Source organism: Bradyrhizobium sp. HKCCYLS3077 (genome assembly GCF_051167555.1).
Lineage (GTDB): Bacteria > Pseudomonadota > Alphaproteobacteria > Rhizobiales > Xanthobacteraceae > Bradyrhizobium.
On record NZ_JBNPTH010000003.1, the window covers coordinates 68,570 to 83,532 of the forward strand.

General features: G+C 67.5%; 11 protein-coding genes. 7 read left to right on the top strand and 4 right to left on the bottom strand.

Going from position 1 to position 14,963, the window contains the following annotated elements:
- Position 1: 1 nt before the first annotated feature.
- From ACQR0Z_RS12185 to ACQR0Z_RS12200, 4 genes are all read right to left on the bottom strand, one after another.
- Positions 2-1,333, bottom strand: a complete 1,332-nt coding sequence (locus ACQR0Z_RS12185; RefSeq protein ID WP_434918773.1) for a BCD family MFS transporter — start codon at positions 1,331-1,333, stop codon at positions 2-4.
- The gene (gene chlG, locus ACQR0Z_RS12190) at positions 1,330-2,232 is read right to left on the bottom strand and encodes a chlorophyll synthase ChlG (RefSeq protein ID WP_434918774.1); all 903 of its coding nucleotides are present in this window, start codon (positions 2,230-2,232) and stop codon (positions 1,330-1,332) included. The genes ACQR0Z_RS12185 and chlG overlap by 4 nt, the downstream gene beginning before the upstream one ends.
- Positions 2,233-2,276: 44 nt before the next feature.
- On the bottom strand, positions 2,277-3,644 hold the full coding sequence (gene ppsR, locus ACQR0Z_RS12195; protein ID WP_434856029.1) for a transcriptional regulator PpsR: 1,368 nt from the start codon (positions 3,642-3,644) through the stop codon (positions 2,277-2,279).
- A gap of 138 nt (positions 3,645-3,782) precedes the next feature.
- Positions 3,783-4,889, bottom strand: a complete 1,107-nt coding sequence (locus ACQR0Z_RS12200) for a cobalamin B12-binding domain-containing protein (RefSeq protein WP_434918775.1) — start codon at positions 4,887-4,889, stop codon at positions 3,783-3,785.
- 20 nt (positions 4,890-4,909) lie between these two features.
- On the opposite strand from ACQR0Z_RS12200, the gene bchF reads away from it, so the two are divergent.
- Genes bchF through ACQR0Z_RS12235 form a run of 7 tightly spaced genes read left to right on the top strand, consistent with a single transcriptional unit; the run spans position 4,910 to position 14,947 of the window.
- On the top strand, positions 4,910-5,500 hold the full coding sequence (gene bchF, locus ACQR0Z_RS12205) for a 2-vinyl bacteriochlorophyllide hydratase (protein WP_434919299.1): 591 nt from the start codon (positions 4,910-4,912) through the stop codon (positions 5,498-5,500).
- Positions 5,501-5,502: 2 nt separating this feature from the next.
- On the top strand, positions 5,503-6,783 hold the full coding sequence (locus tag ACQR0Z_RS12210) for a ferredoxin:protochlorophyllide reductase (ATP-dependent) subunit N (protein WP_434919300.1): 1,281 nt from the start codon (positions 5,503-5,505) through the stop codon (positions 6,781-6,783).
- A 1-nt stretch (position 6,784) separates the two neighbouring features.
- Positions 6,785-8,338, top strand: coding sequence for a ferredoxin:protochlorophyllide reductase (ATP-dependent) subunit B (gene bchB / locus ACQR0Z_RS12215; RefSeq protein WP_434918776.1), 1,554 nt, complete (start codon positions 6,785-6,787; stop codon positions 8,336-8,338).
- Complete coding sequence (locus ACQR0Z_RS12220) at positions 8,313-11,903, top strand: magnesium chelatase subunit H (RefSeq protein ID WP_434918777.1); 3,591 nt, start codon at positions 8,313-8,315, stop codon at positions 11,901-11,903. Before bchB ends, ACQR0Z_RS12220 begins: the two co-directional genes overlap by 26 nt.
- Positions 11,900-12,805 carry a ferredoxin:protochlorophyllide reductase (ATP-dependent) iron-sulfur ATP-binding protein gene (gene bchL, locus ACQR0Z_RS12225; protein ID WP_434918778.1) on the top strand — a complete coding sequence of 302 codons (906 nt, stop codon included), beginning with the start codon at positions 11,900-11,902 and terminating at the stop codon, positions 12,803-12,805. The genes ACQR0Z_RS12220 and bchL overlap by 4 nt, the downstream gene beginning before the upstream one ends.
- A gap of 13 nt (positions 12,806-12,818) precedes the next feature.
- On the top strand, positions 12,819-13,520 hold the full coding sequence (gene bchM / locus ACQR0Z_RS12230) for a magnesium protoporphyrin IX methyltransferase (RefSeq protein WP_434856023.1): 702 nt from the start codon (positions 12,819-12,821) through the stop codon (positions 13,518-13,520).
- Positions 13,517-14,947, top strand: coding sequence for a BCD family MFS transporter (locus ACQR0Z_RS12235; protein ID WP_434856022.1), 1,431 nt, complete (start codon positions 13,517-13,519; stop codon positions 14,945-14,947). The genes bchM and ACQR0Z_RS12235 overlap by 4 nt, the downstream gene beginning before the upstream one ends.
- Positions 14,948-14,963: the final 16 nt, after the last annotated feature.

A 14,963-nucleotide genomic window follows, 5' to 3' on the forward strand; every position in this document is an offset into this window, starting at 1 on the left:
GCTAGGCTCCCTGATTGGCCGGCTGTGCCGCAAGCGCCGATGTCTGCTCGCGCGGACGCTTGATCCAGATCGCGAGCCAGGCGGAAAGAACGAACAATGCCGCTTCGGCCGCGAACACCGCGGCGTAGGCCGAGGCGGTCGAGGGCATGAAGGCGCGCGCGGCATCCGCCGCCGCGGTGCCGACGAAGCCGCCGATGCCGAACGAGATCGCCTGCGAGGCGCCCCACAGGCCCATCCTTGTGCCCTCGCGGTTGTCGCGGCCTTCGCTGACCATGTTCATCATCGCGCCGATCGCCGCGATCGCGTAGACGCCGTTGGTGATGCCGAGCAGCAGCACCGAGGCGCGCAGCGGCCAGGCTGGACCGACCGCCGCGGCGGCGACCAGGCTGAGCAGCGCCAGCGCCGAGGCGAGGCAGCCGCCGATGATCCAGGGCTGCGGCCGCGTCCGCCAGTCGGCATGCAGGCTCGCCATCGCCGGCATCAGGATCATGCCGATCAGCGCGCCCATGTGCTGCACCGAGGAGAGCTGCGTGGTCTGGCCCGGCGTCATGCCGAACACGCTGCCGGCGAACGGCTCGAGGATCAGGTCCTGCGCGCTATAGGCCAGCATCGAGACGAAGATGAAGATCGCGAAGCGCCGCGCCTGCGGTTCCCGGCAGATCTCGCGGAAATCCTCCATGAAGCCGCCGCGCTCGGCTGTCGCGGCAGTCCGCTCGGCGGAGAGCTCGGGCTGCTCGATACCCCACACGCCGAGCAGGGTCAGCACCATGGCGATCGCGGAGACCGTGCCGGACACCAGCATCAGCCGCTCGCCTGAGAACGGATCGAGCGCCTTGCCGGCCACGGCGGTGGTGACGATGAAGCCCGCGATCATCATGATCCAGGCGATCGAGGCGGCGGCGCTGCGCCGTCCCGGTGAGGTGCGCTTGGCGAGCAGCACCAGGAGCGAGGTGCCGGCAGCGCCGACACCGATGCCGATCATGATGAAGGCGATCACTGCCACCACGAGGCCGAGCACGAGCTGGCTCGCCATCAGCGCTGTCGCTGCTGCGGCCAGCAGTCCGCCGGCCGCGAGCACGGCCATGCCGCCGACGATCCAGGCGAAGCGACGGCCGCCGACATCGGAACCGTGGCCGAGCCAGGGCCTGAGCACCTGCATGGCGTAGTGGATCGCGACCAGCAGGCCGGGAATCATCGCCGGCAGCGCCAGCTCGATGACCATCACGCGGTTTAGGGTGGAGGTCGTCAGCACCACCACGGCGCCGAGCGCCGTCTGCACCAGGCCGAGCCTGACGATGCCGAACCAGGAGAGTGGAGCGGAGGCCGAGGTCATGCCGACATCCCCGCGAGCGCGAAGGCGGAAACCAGCATGCCAAGCACATAGAGCAGCACACCCGTTCCGTTGTACCAGGGCGCGAGCTCGCGCGGATTGGTCATCAGCCGCCGCATCAGCACCAGCTGGGCCGCGACCAGCGCGGCGACGATCATGGCATGCGCCGGACGGCTCCAGACGATGAGGAGCCCGAGCACCGCAACCTGCGCCAGCGCCATGGTGATGCAGGCAAGGCGCGCGGCGCGTTCGGGGCCGAGCAGCACTGGCAGCGAATCGACGCCGCTGACACGGTCGCCGCCGATTGACTTGAAGTCGTTCAGCGTCATGATCCCGTGGGCGCCGGCGCTGTACAGCAGCGCGATGGCGAGCACCGGCCAGGACGGCGCCTGCGCGCTCATGATCGCCGCGGCCGTGATCCACGGCAGTCCCTCGTAGCAGAGGCCGACGGCGCTGTTGCCCCACCAGCCGTTCTGCTTCAGCCGGATCGGCGGCGCGCTGTAGGCCCAGGCGAGCGCGAGGCCGAGCGCCGCCGCGGCAAAGCCCCAGGTGCCGAGCAAAGAGGCGACGCCGAGCGACAGCACCGTCCAGATCAGCGCGATGTACAGGCCCCAGCGGCCGGGAATGCGGCCCGAGGGAATCGGCCGGTCCGGCTCGTTGATCGCATCGACATGGCGGTCGAACCAGTCGTTGACGGCCTGGCTGGTGGCGCACACCATCGGCCCGGCCAGCACGAGGCCGGCGATCACGATCGGCCAGCGCGGCGCCAGCGGCGCGCCCGAGGACACCACGCCGCAGCCGAACGCCCAGATCGGCGGAAACCAGGTGATCGGCTTCAGCAGTTCGAGAACGGCGGACGGATGCAGCCGGGGGGACAGCGGGACGGGCGCGATCTCGGTCATTGCTACGCTTCCACCTCTTCCAATGGCATCTGTTCGGACGGCAGCTATTCCAGCTGACTGTCCTCTTCGCTCGGCTCGGCCATGCCGTAGCGCCGCAGCTTGACATAAAGGCTCTGCCGGCTGAGCCCGAGCATCTCGGCCGCGGTCGCCCGGTTGTCGCCGGTGAGCTTGAGCGCGGTCTCGATGCACATCCGCTCGATCACGTCGGTGGTCTCGCGCACCAGCTCCTTGAGCGGCACCCGGCCGATCAGCTCGGCGAGCTGCTCGCGGGAGCGTGGGATGAAGCCGTGATCGGCGCCGTCGCCGGGAATGCGCGGGCCGACATTGCGGATGGTGAAGCCGAGCCGGGCCTGGCCGGGTGCGCCGACCGTGGTGGCGGAGATTTCGACGTCGACCGGCGAGCCATGCTCGCCGCGGACGACGCTGGAGAACAGCTTCAGCGTGCCGTGCTGGCGCAGATTGGTCAGCATCACCGAGAAGTCGACCGCGGACTTGCCGATCCAGCGGTCGATCGTCTCGCCCACGATCTGATGCATGCTCTCGATCTGGGCGAGCTGGAGGAACGTGGCGTTGGCGTGCAGCAGCCGCCCGTCCATGTCGGTGATCACGAAGCCGTCGGGGGCGGCCTCGACGAACTGCACCAGCTGGGTGTTGACCTCGGAGGCGCGGGTGATCGCCGGTTGCGACGTCAGCGGCGAGAACCGCAGCAGGAACAGCGACGACGTGTCCTGGCGGAAGAAGGTGCCGTCGAGCAGATATTCGCGGCCGCCGTCGAGCGTGACCTTGGCGCGCTCGATCTTGCCCTGGGACCTGATCGCCAGCGACAGCGATTGCGACAGCGCGTTGTCGTCGAGCAGCAGGACGTCGGGAAACAGCTTGCCGATCAGATTGGCGGCGCCATGGTCGAGCAGGGTGGCCGCCGCCGGATTGGCCTCGACCACTCGATGACTTGTGGCGTCGATGATCAGGACCGGCTCGGCGGTGATCTGAAACAGGATCCGGTAGCGCGATTCGGCATTGCGCATGCGCGAGTAGTCGCGCTCGATCGCAACCTGCGCCTCGATCAGCTTCTGCTGGAGGGCTGCGGTGGCGCGAACGTCTCGCCCGACCGCGATGAAGCGGGCGGCGCCCTTGATCGCCACGACGGCGAACAGAATCGGGATGTCCGGGCCGCGGGCGGCCGGATAACGCACCTCGCGCCAGCGCGACACCTTGCGCTGGGAGGCCTCGGTGAGCAGCAGCTCTGGCTTGGTCTGGCTTTCCTCGGACACTGTTGCTTGCCAGGATCGGCCGATCCACGCGTCTGTGTTTCTCAATTCAAGCGGCAATCCGGCCTGTTGAAAAGCCAGATCCTGAATGTTGCCGTCGGCGTCGAGCGCGAGCGCAATGTCGGAGGCTGCGGCCACCAGCATGGCCGCAACATCCGCATTGAGATCGCCAAGCGACTCTTTCGGAGCTCTGAACGCCCTCACCAACGCCGTTGTCCTCCCAATCAAGGAGCCTTCGCGCGGCAAGTCTCATTCCAGCATTCATCTTCACTGCACCCTCAGCTATCGCCGTTCGGTCAGAAGACTGACGACGTGCCGGGCTTGCGAAGCCTCTCTGCTCGGGTCGGAGACGATACCGTCGCCGCCGACCAGAAGAACGAGTTCAGGCCGTTCAATAAACGCAGGACCGCAGACCAGCACGCCGATGTCCTGGTTGGAGGACTCGCGCCGGACCATCCTTATGTTTGAGGCGAGATCGTCAAGCTTCTTGTCGCTGGTTGCGAAGAACTCGACGACGTTGAACCATTGCGTGCGGAGCGCATCGACGAAACTGCGATCCGCCGTGTCGGGCTCGATCCAGGTCTCCCAGCCGTCGCGGCGGAAGAATTCACCCGCGAGCACGACGCCGAACATCATGTGGCCGATTTCGCGGCGATCGCCTGGCGACGTCGTCAACAGGACGCGCAGGCCCGTGGGCGCGACCGCGAGTTCGGCGCAGAAGGCGGGGCTGAAATGGCGCAGCAGCTGCTGCAGCCGCCACAGCGCCAGCGTGACGTCGGCGAAGTCGCGCTCATCATCGGCCCAGAGATGGCGGAGATGGTTCGCGGTCGGCACCAGGAGATCGAGATAGATCCGCTCCAGCGTCTCGCCGTGATCACGATGCGCCTGGATGCAGGCGACCGCGCCGTCCTCGTCGGCGTCCAGCACCAGCTCGGCAAAGTCGGCGGCTTCCTGGGCCGAGGCTGTGATGATCGCCGGCACGCGTTCGAGCGTGGAGGCATGGGCCATCACCAGGCGCGGAATGATCTCGGCCTCGATCGCTCCGTTGAGCTGAGGATGACGGGTGCTGTGTAAGGGCACATTGACACGCGGCGCTGCCGGCGGATGAAAGCCGGGCTGCCCACGCTTCGTCCGGAAGCGTGCTCTTGGAAATCGGGCTGTTTCATTGAGCTCGGTCATCAGCGCCTCCCCTCCATATGAGCGCACGTTGCTCGTTGCGTCAATATTCTTTGACGTCAATTTTGATTGACACTCTTCCGACCCGGGTCTAGCGTTTCCCCATCGGGCCCGCACTCCGGGGATTTGCGATGCGCCACCTGCAAGCTGCACAACGTAACGTTGACCAGGCCGAGTGCGGTGCACCACAAATGTCCCTGTGGTTGTCGTCATCGCACCACCGGGCACCGATGTTGTCAAATCATCTTTACACATCGTGTGACGCCCAATTCACGTCCGCCACTGATCCGTCGCTGTGGAGTCAACTCTGCTTCACACCCGAGGCGGCGCCGCGTGCAAAGCGGCAAGCGCTTTACACGCCTGAGGAAAAGCGTCGGCGCGACGCCACGCCATGGACCCTGGTGCAGGGCATCCTGGCGCCGCTCCAGTTTCTCGTCTTCCTGGTCAGCCTCGGACTGGTCGCGCGCTATCTCGCCACGGGCGAGGGCCTGTGGCTCGCCACGGCCTCGGTCATTCTCAAGACGGCGCTGCTCTACACCATCATGATCACCGGCTCGATCTGGGAGCGGGTCGTGTTCGGCCGCTATCTGTTTGCGCCGGCCTTCTTCTGGGAAGACGTGTTCTCGATGCTGGTGATCGCGCTGCATACGGCCTATCTCGCCGCGATCATCGGGCATATCGGATCAGCACAGCAGCAGATGCTGCTGGTGCTCGCGGCCTATGCGGCCTACGCGATCAACGCGACGCAATTCCTGCTCAAGCTGCGCGCCGCGCGGCTGCAGGAGCAGGCGATGGCGCAAACGAGTGCGGAGCGCGCGTCATGAGCATGTCCGCACAAGCCTGTGCCGTGGCGTCGGCCTCATCAGCAGACGGCGTGCTGCGCGAGCGCGGCCAGCGCGAGGTGTTCTGCGGCCTCACCGGCATCGTCTGGCTCCACAGGAAAATTCAGGACGCGTTCTTCCTCGTCGTGGGATCGCGCACCTGTGCGCATCTGATCCAGTCGGCCGCAGGCGTCATGATCTTCGCCGAGCCGCGCTTTGCCACCGCGATCATGGAGGAGCGCGACCTTGCCGGCCTCGTCGATGCCAATGACGAGCTCGACCGCATCGTCGCGCAGCTCCTGGCGCGTCGCCCCGAGATCAAGCTCTTGTTCCTGGTCGGCTCCTGTCCGTCCGAGGTGATCAAGCTCGATCTGTCGCGCGCGGCGTTGCGGCTGTCCCAGCGCTTCTCGCCCGGCGTGCGCGTGCTCAACTACTCCGGCAGCGGCATCGAGACGACGTTCACGCAAGGCGAGGATGCCTGCCTCGCTGCGCTGGTGCCGGTGTTGCCGCAAGCCGACCGCGCCGCGCGGCCGTCGTTGCTCGTGGTCGGCGCGCTCGCCGATGTCGTCGAGGATCAGTTCAAGCGGACCTTCGCCGCGCTCGGGATCGACAACGTTTCATTCCTGCCGCCGCGCCGTTCGTCGGAGCTGCCGGCGATCGGACCGGAAACACGCATTCTCCTGGCGCAGCCGTTCCTTGGGGACACCGCGCGCGCACTGGAAGAACGCGGTTGCCGCAGAATCGCGGCGCCGTTTCCGTTGGGCGGGGAGGGCACCGCGCTGTGGCTGACTGCTGCGGCCGACGCCTTCGGCGTTTCGCGCAGCCATGTCGAGCGTACCCTCGCGCCTTTGAAAGCGCGGGCGGAGAAGGCGCTGGCGCGCTATCGCGCGCAGCTCGCCGGCAAGCGCATCTTCCTGTTTCCGGATTCGCAGATCGAGATCCCGCTGGCGCGGTTCCTTGCGCGTGAGATCGGCATGGAGCTGGTCGAGGTCGGCACGCCCTATCTGCATCGCGATCATCTCGCCGCGGAGCTTTCGATGCTGCCCGCCGGGACGCAGCTCAGCGAGGGCCAGGACGTCGAGCGCCAGCTTGATCGCTGCCGCGACGCGCGTCCCGATCTTGTCGTCTGCGGTCTCGGTCTCGCCAATCCGCTGGAGGCCGAAGGCCTTACGACCAAATGGTCGATCGAACTGATCTTCACGCCGATTCAAGGCTTCGAGCAGGCCGGCGATCTCGCCGAGCTGTTCGCGCGGCCCTTGCTGCGGCAAACGCGACTGGCGGTGTGAGATGCAGCTGTCGGTCTGGACATATGAGGGTCCCCCGCATATCGGCGCGATGCGCATCGCGACCGCGATGCGCGACGTGCACTACGTGCTGCACGCGCCGCAGGGCGACACCTACGCCGATCTCTTGTTCACGATGATCGAGCGCCGCGACCGAAGGCCGCCCGTCACCTACACCACCTTCCAGGCGCGGGACCTCGGCGGCGACACCGCGGATCTGCTGCAGAGCGCGGCGCGCGCGGCCTACGAGCGCTTCCAGCCGCAGGCGATGCTGGTCGGCGCATCCTGCACCGCCGAGCTGATCCAGGACGATCCCGGCGGGCTGGCGCTTGCCTTGAGGCTTCCGATTCCGGTGATCCCGCTCGAGCTGCCGGCCTATCAGCGCAAGGAGAATTGGGGCGCCTCGGAAACGTTCTACCGGATTGTACGGGCGTTGGCTGCGTCTTCCGCTGATGGCTCCCCCCGCCGTGAACGGGAGGCGGGCGCTCGTCCAGTCTGCAACCTGCTTGGTCCGACGGCTCTCGGCTTCCGTCACCGCGACGACCTCGCGGAAGTGACCAGGCAGGTTGTGGAGCTCGGCATCGAGATCAATGTGGTGGCGCCGTGGAACGCGACGCCGGCTGATCTCGCTCGCCTGCCGGAGGCCGATTTCAACATCGTGCTGTATCCGGAAATCGCGCTGACGGCGGCCCAATGGCTGAACCGACAGTTTGGCCAGCCCTATACGAAGACGATCCCGATCGGCGTCGGCGCGACGCGCGACTTCATCAAGGAGGTCGCAGGCCTTGCCGGCATCGATGCAGAGCCCGTTCTGTCACGCGCCGAGAGCCGGCTGCCCTGGTATTCGCGCTCGGTTGACTCGACCTATCTCACCGGCAAGCGCGTCTTCATCTTCGGCGATGCCACCCATGCCGTCGCCGCGGCGCGCGTCGCGACCCAGGAACTCGGCTTCGAGGTCGTCGGCCTCGGCACTTATGCCCGCGAATTCGCCCGCGAGATCCGCGAGGCCGCCGCGCTCTACGGCGTCGAGCCACTGATCACGGACGACTATCTGGAGGTCGAAGCCCGTGTCAGCGAACTCCGTCCTGAGCTCGTGCTCGGCACGCAGATGGAGCGCCACATCGCCAAGCGCTTGGGCATTCCCTGCGCCGTGATCTCGTCGCCGACCCATGTGCAGGATTTCCCGGCGCGCTACTCGCCGCAGATGGGGTTCGAAGGCGCTAACGTGCTGTTCGACACCTGGGTGCATCCGCTGATGATGGGCCTGGAGGAGCATCTGCTCGGCATGTTCCGCGAGGATCATGAGTTCGCCGATCACGCGCCCTCGCATCTCGGCGCCGCCCCGGCGGCGCCGCCGCAGCCGCAGCTCCGCGTCGTCGAGACCTCCATCACCACCGAGCTCGCCTGGGCCTCCGACGCCGAGCGCGAGCTGACCAAGATTCCGTTCTTCGTGCGCGGCAAGGCACGCCGCAACACCGAACGCTTCGCGCGCGAGCGCAACGTCAACCTGATCACGCTCGAGACCTTGTACGATGCCAAAGCGCATTTCGGTCGCTGACGTCACACCCATCCGGGTGGTGATCGTGACGATGGACAGCCATCTCGCCTCGGCAGCCGTGCGCGCGCGCACGACCTTGCAGGCGGAGCTGCCCGGGCTCGATCTCAAGGTGCATGCGGCCGACGAGTGGGGCTGCAATCCGGACGCGCTGGCGCATTGCCTCGCCGACATCGCGACCGGCGACATCGTCGTCGCCACCATGCTGTTCATGGAAGACCACATTCAGCCGGTGCTGCCGGCCCTGCAGGCTCGCCGCGACCGGTGCGACGCGATGATCGGCTGCCTGTCGGCCGGCGAAGTCGTGCGCCTCACGCGGCTCGGCAAGCTGACGATGTCGGGCTCGGCGACCGGCGTGCTCGGCCTGTTGAAGCGGCTGCGCGGCAGCAACCGCTCGGGCAATTCCAGCGGCCAGGGCCAGATGAAGATGCTGCAGCGGATGCCGCGCCTGCTGCGCTACATCCCCGGCACGGCGCAGGACCTGCGCGCCTATTTCCTGACGCTGCAATATTGGCTCGCCGGCTCCGAGCAGAACTTTGCGAACATGGTGCGCTTTCTGGTCGGCCGCTATGCCGATGGCCCGCGCGCGTCGCTGCGCGGCAAGCTCACTGCCGCCGAGCCGATGACCTATCCGGATGTCGGGCTTTATCATCCGCGGGTGCCGCAACGGATCGTCGAACGCGCCGATCAGTTGCCGGTCCTGGCGAAGCCGGTCGGCCGCGTCGGCGTCATCCTGATGCGCTCCTATTTGCTCGCCGCCAACACCGCGCATTATGATGGCGTGATCGCGGCACTGGAGGCGCGCGGGCTCGCTGTCGTTCCGGTGTTCGCCTGCGGACTGGACTCGCGCCCGGCGATCGAGCGCTATTTCCAGAAGGACGGCGTCTCGACAGTCGATGCGGTTGTTTCGCTCACCGGCTTCTCGCTCGTCGGCGGCCCCGCTTACAATGACGCGCGCGCCGCCGAGGAGGTCATGGCTGGCCTCGATGTGCCCTTGATCGCGGCGCATCCGCTGGAATTCCAGACCGTCGAGCAGTGGCATGACGATGCGCGCGGCCTCACGCCGGTCGAGGCGACGATGATGGTCGCCATCCCCGAGCTCGACGGCGCGGTCGGCCCGACCGTGTTCGGCGGCCGCTCGGCGATGGCCGACGCGGGGCGCGACATGGCCTCGTTGCCCGAGCGCGCGGCACAGCTCGCATCGCGCGTCGCCCGGCTGGTCGAACTCCGCCGCTCGGCCCGCGCCGAGCGCAAGATCGCCGCGGTGCTGTTCAACTTCCCGCCGAACGGCGGCAGCGCCGGCACTGCGGCCTACCTCTCGGTGTTCGAGTCGCTGCACAACGTCATGACCTCGCTGCGCGCCGCCGGCTACACGGTCGACGTGCCGGCGACCGTGGACGAGTTGCGCGCGCGCGTGCTCAAGGGCAACGCCGAGCGGTTCGGCACTGCGGCCAATGTCGCTGTCCGGATTCCGGTCGATCAGCATGTCCGCCGCGAGCGGCATCTGGCCGAGATCGAGAAGCAATGGGGACCGGCGCCCGGCCGCCATCAGACCGATGGCGCCAGCCTGATGGTGCTGGGCGAGCAATTCGGCAATTTGTTCGTCGGCCTGCAGCCCGCCTTCGGCTACGAGGGCGATCCGATGCGGCTGTTGTTCGAGCACAGCTTCGCGCCGACCCACGCCTTCGCCGCGTTTTATCGCTGGCTGCGCGAGGAGTATCGCGCCCACGCCGTGCTGCATTTCGGCACCCACGGCGCGCTCGAATTCATGCCGGGCAAGCAGGCCGGTCTCTCCGCCGAGTGCTGGCCAGAGCGGCTGATCGGCGATCTGCCGAACTTCTACATCTACGCCTCCAACAATCCCTCCGAAGGTGCGCTCGCCAAGCGCCGCGGCGGCGCCACCTTGATCAGCTATCTCACGCCCTCGATCACCAGCGCCGGCCTCTACAAGGGCCTCGCCGAGCTGAAATCTTCGCTCGACGCCTGGCGTAATCTGTCGCCGGACGCGACCGAGCAGGTGAGGGCCGACAGCGCGGCGCTGATCCAGGCGCAGGCTGCCGCGGTCGATCTTGCCGTGGCTGATCCGCTCTGGGGCGATGAGCGTGACGCACGGATCGCTGCGCTCTCGGCCAGCGTGCTGGAGCTGGAGTATTCGCTGATCCCGCACGGCCTCCACGTGGTCGGCGCCCCGCCGCCGCAAGAGCAGCGCAAGGAGCTGCTCGACCTCGCAGGTATCACCGACGCCGCCAAGCGCACCGAACTCGACAAACTGCTCGCCACCGACAGCGAGACGCCGGCCATCCTGCACGCGCTCGACGGCGGCTACATCCGCCCCGTCCCCGGCGGCGACCTGCTGCGCAACACCGACGTGCTGCCGACGGGCCGCAACCTCCACGGCTTCGATCCGTTCCGTATTCCCAGCGCCTTCGCGCTCAAGGATGCCGAGCGCCAGGTCGCCCGGCTGCTCGCCCGCCATGCCGGCGAGGGCCACAAGCTGCCGGAGACGATCGCGCTGGTGCTGTGGGGCACCGACAACCTCAAGACCGAGGGCGGCCCGATCGCGCAGGCGCTGTGGCTGATGGGCGCAGCGCCGCGCCATGACAGCTATGGCCGGCTCTGCGGCGCCAAGCTGATCCCGCTGGAGCAGTTGGGACGCCCGCGCATCGACGTCGTGATCACGCTGTCCGGCATCTTCCGCGACCTGATGCCGCTGCAGACCAAGCTGCTCGCCGAAGCCGCGCTGCTCGCCGCGTCGGCGGATGAGTCCGCGGAATTCAACTATGTCCGCAAGCACGCGCTGGCCTTCCAGGCCGCGCATGGCGGTGAGATCGCGGACGCCGCATTGCGCGTGTTCGGCAATGCCGAGGGCGCCTACGGCGCCAACGTCAACCATCTGATCGATTGCGGCGCCTGGACCGACGAGGACGAACTGGCCGACGTCTATACCCGCCGCAAGGGCTTTGCCTACGGCACCGACGGCCGCCCTGTCCGCCGCGACGCGCTGCTCGGCCATGTGCTGGCCGGCGTCGACGCCGCCTATCAGAACGTCGACTCCGTCGAACTCGGCGTCACCACGATCGATCATTATTTCGATACGCTCGGCGGCATCAGCCGCGCGGTGAAGCGCGCCAAGGGCGAGGCGGCGCCGGTCTATATCGGCGACCAGACCCGCGGCGAGGGCACCGTGCGCACGCTCTCGGAGCAGGTCGCGCTGGAGACGCGTACGCGCACGCTCAATCCGAAATGGTACGAGGCGCTGCTCGCCCATGGCTACGAGGGCGTCCGCCAGATCGAGTCGCATGTGACCAATACCGTCGGCTGGTCGGCGACGACCGGGCAGGTGGCCCCCTGGGTCTATCAACAGATCACCACGACCTTCGTGCTCGACCCCGCGATGCGCGAGCGGCTCGCTTCGCTCAATCCGGCGGCGTCCGCGAAGATCGCCAACCGTCTGATCGAAGCGCATGAGCGCAATTACTGGACCCCGGATGCCGAGATGCTCGATGTCCTGCGCAAGGCCGGGGAAGAACTCGAAGATCGCCTCGAAGGCGTGGGAGTTGCCGCATGAATGTGACCTTGAGACCGCCGCTGACGACGGCCCCGCGCCGCCCTGACGGGGCCGGTAGCGTTCAGGTGCAGCTCGATCCGAACGTGGTGATCGGCACTGCAAAAGTGTTCTCGGTCTACGGCAAGGGTGGCATCGGCAAGAGCACGACCTCGTCGAACCTCTCGGTGGCGCTGTCGAAGCTCGGCAAGCGCGTGCTGCAGATCGGCTGCGATCCCAAGCATGACTCGACCTTCACGCTGACCAAGCGGCTGGTGCCGACGGTCATCGACATCCTCGAGCAGGTCAACTTCCACTCCGAGGAGCTGCGCCCCGACGACTTCGTCTACCAGGGCTACAATGGCGTGATGTGCGTCGAGGCCGGCGGGCCGCCGGCCGGCACCGGCTGCGGCGGCTATGTCGTCGGCCAGACGGTGAAGCTGCTCAAGGAGCATCATCTTCTCGAGGACACTGACGTGGTGATCTTCGACGTGCTCGGCGACGTCGTCTGCGGCGGCTTTGCGTCGCCGCTGCAGCATGCCGATCGCGCGCTGATCGTCGCCGCCAACGACTTCGACTCGATCTTCGCGATGAACCGCATCGTCGCGGCGATCCAGGCCAAGTCGCGCAACTATCCGGTGCGGCTCGGCGGCGTGATCGCCAATCGCAGCGCCGCGACCGACCAGATCGACAAGTTCAACGAGCGCATCGGCATGAAGACGCTGGCGCACTTCCCCGATCTCGACGTCATCCGAAAGAGCCGGCTGAAGAAGTGCACCTTGTTCGAGATGGAGGCCTCGCCCGACGTCGAGCGCGCCCAGAACGAATATCTGCGCCTCGCCGCCTCGCTGCTCGCCGGCGTCGAGCCGATCCACGCGATGGCTCTCAAGGACCGCGATATCTTCGATCTCCTTGGCTTCGATTGAGTGAGGCTGGCACATGACGACAGCGGAATATCTCGCCCGCCGCAGTGAAGTGGAGACCTATTTCGACCGCACCGCGGTCGCCGCCTGGACGCGGCTGACCTCCGATGCGCCGGTCGGCCGCATCCGCGCCACGGTGCGCGCCGGCCGCGACGAGATGCGGCGGACGCTGTTGTCATGGCTGCCGCTCGACCTGCGCGGCGCACGGATTCTCGATGCCGGCTGCGGCACCGGCAGCTTCTCGATCGAGGCGGCGCGCCGTGGCGCCGATGTGGTCGCCGTCGACATCTCGCCGACGCTGATCGAGATCGCGCAGCGCCGGCTGCCCGACGACATCAGCCGCGATGCGATCCGCTTCGTCGCCGGCGACATGCTCGACCCCCGGCATGGCGGTTTCAATTTCGTCGTCGCGATGGACTCGTTCATTCACTACCGCGCCGAGGATGCCGTGCGCATCGTCGCCGGCCTCGCCAATCGCACCTCCGATGCGATCCTGATGACCTACGCGCCGCGCACGCCGTTGCTTGCTGTCATGCATGCCGTCGGCGGCCTGTTCCCGCGCGGCAATCGCGCGCCGTCGATCGAGCCGGTCGCCGAGCAGAAGCTGTCTCGCCTGATTGCCGATCAGCCGGATCTCGCCGACTGGCGCTGCGCGCGCAGCAGCCGCATCGCCAACGGCTTCTACATCTCGCAAGCGCTGGAGCTCCGCCCGTCATGAGCGCGCGCGCACCATCGTTCCTGCAACTGTGGACGCGGCTGTCGTCGCGCTATCTGCCGTTTGCGGATGCCGCCTCGACCGAGCTGCCGCTGTCGCGCCTGATGCGGCTGTCGCTGTTCCAGGTCTCGATCGGCATTTCGGTGGTGCTGCTCAATGGCACGCTCAACCGCGTCATGATCGTCGAGCTCGGCGTGCCCTCCTGGCTGGTCGCGACCATGGTGGCGCTGCCGCTGGTGTTCGCGCCGCTGCGCGTGCTGATCGGCTTCAAGTCGGACCATCACCGCTCCGTGCTCGGCTGGCGCCGCGTGCCCTATATCTGGATGGGGACCTTGCTGCAGTTCGGTGGCCTCGCGATCATGCCGTTCGCGCTGCTCCTGCTGTCCGCGGGCGACGCGCCGGGCCAGGTCATCGCGGGGCGCGTGGGCGCGGCGCTCGCTTTCCTGCTGGTCGGCGCCGGGCTGCACACGACGCAGACGGCAGGCCTGTCGCTGGCGACCGACATCGCGCCCGAGCATTCGCGCCCGCGCGTCGTCGCCTTCCTCTATGTGATGCTGATGTTCGGCATGATGGCGAGCGCGCTGACCTTCGGCGGGCTGCTCGCCGATTTCAGCGAGATGCGGCTGATCCAGGTCATCCAGGGCGCCGCGCTGACCGAGATGGTGCTCAACGTCATCGCGCTGTGGAAGCAGGAGGCGCGCGATCCCTCGCGCACGTCGGCTGCCCGGGAGCGCCCGCGCTTCGGCGACTCCTGGCGGCAGTTCCGCGAGGCCGGCGGCTCGATGCGCGTGCTGGTCGCGGTCGGGCTCGGTACCGCCGGCTTCACGATGCAGGACATTCTGCTCGAGCCGTATGGCGCGGAGATCCTTCACCTCACGGTGGGCGAAACGACCGCACTGACGGCGTTGTTCGCCGCCGGCACGCTTGCGGGCTTCGGGCTGTCGGCGCGCCGTCTCGGCCGCGGGTCCGATCCTTATCGCATCGCGGCGCTCGGCGGGCTCGTCGGCCTGTTCGCGTTTTCCGCCGTGATCTTCTCGGCGCCGCTCGCGTCGCCCTTGCTGTTCCGTATCGGCACGACCCTGATCGGCTTTGGCGGCGGCCTGTTCGCGGTGGGCACGCTGACGGCGGCGATGGCGCTGGTGCAGAACGGCGAGAGCGGGTTGGCGCTCGGCGCCTGGGGCGCGGTGCAGGCCACGGCGGCGGGACTCGCCATCGCAGGCGGCGGCGCCATTCGCGATGTGATGTCGCAGCTCGCGCTCGATGGCCGCCTCGGCATAGCCCTTGCCGGTCCCGCGACCGGCTACAGCATCGTCTATCACGTCGAAATCGCGCTGCTCTTCGTCACCCTCGCGGTCATCGGGCCGCTGGTGCGGCGGCGGGCGGCGGAGCCGCAGCAACTACAGTTCGGAATCGCTGAATTTCCAGGTTAGCCCAGTCGGGGAGGAA